The organism is Micromonospora sp. M51 (assembly GCF_018070305.1).
Classification (GTDB): domain Bacteria; phylum Actinomycetota; class Actinomycetes; order Mycobacteriales; family Micromonosporaceae; genus Micromonospora; species Micromonospora parva.
The window spans coordinates 1-2,294 of sequence record NZ_JAGPXZ010000882.1; the positions used below are offsets into that span (position 1 = coordinate 1).

2 protein-coding genes are annotated in these 2,294 nt (G+C 78.0%); both read right to left on the reverse strand.

Going from position 1 to position 2,294, the window contains the following annotated elements; genetic code table 11:
• A partial coding sequence (locus KBX53_RS30150; protein ID WP_210863073.1) for a winged helix-turn-helix domain-containing protein occupies positions 1-284 on the reverse strand: 284 nt, incomplete at its 3' end.
• Between the two features lie 105 nt (positions 285-389).
• On the reverse strand, positions 390-2,294 hold a 1,905-nt coding region (locus KBX53_RS30155; RefSeq protein WP_210863075.1), incomplete at its 5' end, for an AAA family ATPase.

Genomic DNA, 2,294 nt, shown 5'->3' on the forward strand with positions numbered 1-2,294 from the left:
GCGTAACCCGGTGCCGCGGTGACCAGGACCCGGGCCGGCGCCCGGCGTTCGCGGGCCGGTTCCACCAGGCGGCGCAGGTGCGAGATGTACGCCTGCAGGGAGGCGATCGCCCGTGGTGGCGCGTCACCCCGCCACAGATCCTCGATCAGCTGACCGACGGAGACGACCTCGCCCCGGGCCGCGAGCAGCAGCGCGAGCACGGCGCGTTGCCGGGGGCCGCCGAGGTCGACCGGCCCGCCTGTGTCGACCTCGACCTCAAGCGGCCCGAGCACCCGTAGCAGCATGACGGGACCAATCCTAGTCACGCCGGGTGACCGGCTCACCCGCTCCCGTCGGACGGTGGCAAGCCAGCTCACCCCAGGTGGGGGCGCCTCGCTCTCGATGCCACCTCAGGCGCAGGCGGCCAGAGCGTCCGACCAGCGCGGCGACGGCGTACCGGGCGTGCCGCGTAACGGGGGTGTCTCCCCGACGCCGACGAGCGCACCCCGTCGGGCGGAGCCCGGTACGGCGGGCCTGGCGCTGATCGCCGCCCGGGATCGGGCGACCTCCGGGGGCCAGTGCCCGGCCGCGTTGCGTCGGGACGCGGCCGTCGAGGCGGCCGGGGTCGGCGGCCCGTCACCGGCCGACCCGACGACCCGCAGCCGACCGGCACCCGGCGAACGGTGGGTCTGCCGATTCGGCGCGGCCGGCGCGGTGGCCATCGTCGGGGTGCGAACGGGTCGGTGCCGCACCGGGCCGTTGGCACCCGGTCGCGACACCGGGGCCAGTGTGGTGTCGAGGCCGGCCCGGGAGCGGACCGCGTCGAGACGCACGACCTGCGCGGTCGCGGCGTCGACGGCACCGGTGCCGACCGCCTCGGCAGGGTCGGCGGTGTGCGCGTGGACGGTGTCGAGGCGCGGCGTGTCGGCGGTTCGGCTGGCGAAGACGGCGCGCAGGGCGCGGGGCAACCGCTCGGCGGCGACCTGGCGCAGCGCGGGCGCGGCGAACGCGTACCCGTCGACGCGGTGCGGACGCAGCAGCCCGGCGGCGACCAGACCGCGCAGCGCGGGTGCGGACCGGCCGGGCGTCCAGCCGAGTGCCCGGTCCACTGCCGCGCCGTGGATGAGGCCACCGAGGGTGCCGGCGGCCATCAGCACCGCCCGCCGCTCACCGTCGAGGTGGTCCACTTCCGCGCCGACCGCCCGGCGGACCGCCTCGGGCAGCGCAAGTGCCGCCGGGTCGGCGCCGTCCACCAGCGACGTCACGTACGCCGTCGCGTGCCCGGGGCGGCCTCCCACCAGCGGCAGCAGCCGGTCGACCAGGGCCACCGGCTGCCCGGCCCGGCTGAGCAGGTGGCGTAGCAGCCGGCCGGACTGCACAGTGGCCAGCGGGCCGATCGTCACCCGTCGGGCCGGACCGGGCCGGCTGTCGGCCCACTGCGGCTGGTGCACGGTGAGCACTGCCAGCGGCAGCGCGCGCTCGGTCGCCGCGCGGAACAACGCGTGCAGGAACCGGCTCACCGCCGGCGCGGCCCGGTCCAGGTCGTCGACGGCCACTATCAGCGGCCGGTCGGCGGCCAGGCGCAGCAGGACCTCCCGGCAGATCGCCGCGCCGGCGAGGGCAGCGGCCGAGCCGTCCGGGGTGGTCAGCAGGCGCTGCAGCGCCGGGACGGCGGTGGCCACCCTGGTCGGCGGGAACAGCGGCGTCAGGGCGGTGACCAGCCGGTCGTGGACCGCCGCCGGGCCGTCGCTGTGCCGGATCCCGGCGAGGTTTCGGAGCAGGTGCGCGACCGGCGCCAACACCTGATCGGGGTACGGCTGGCAGGCCGCCACGCACCAGCGGACGGGCGTACCGTCCACCGTGGTCAGGCCGCGGGTCAGCTCGTGCAGCAGCCGGCTGCGGCCACTGCCGGTGGGGCCGACCAGGGAGATCCAGCGTGGCGCCCGGTCCCGGATGGCCCCGCCCAACTGGTCGCGGATGGTGGCCAGTTCGCGGCGTCGGCCGATCAGCGGACCGTCGTGCCGGTCGGCGCCGGGGCGGACCGGGCCGACGGCGTGCCACAGCGGCACCGGCGGCACCCGACCGGCCACCGGCACCGGCGTCAGCTGACGCTGGGTGATCAGGCCGGCGGTGGCGCGGGCGGTGGCCGCGCAGAGCGCGACGCCGCCGGGTGCGGCGTACTCCTGCAGGCGGGCGGCGGCGGTGATCACCGCGCCGCTGGCCACGCCGTGCCCGCCGGTGACGACGTCGCCGGGGTCGACCACGACCTCGCCGGTGGCCACCCCGACGCGGCCGCGCCGCCGGCTGTCGCCGCC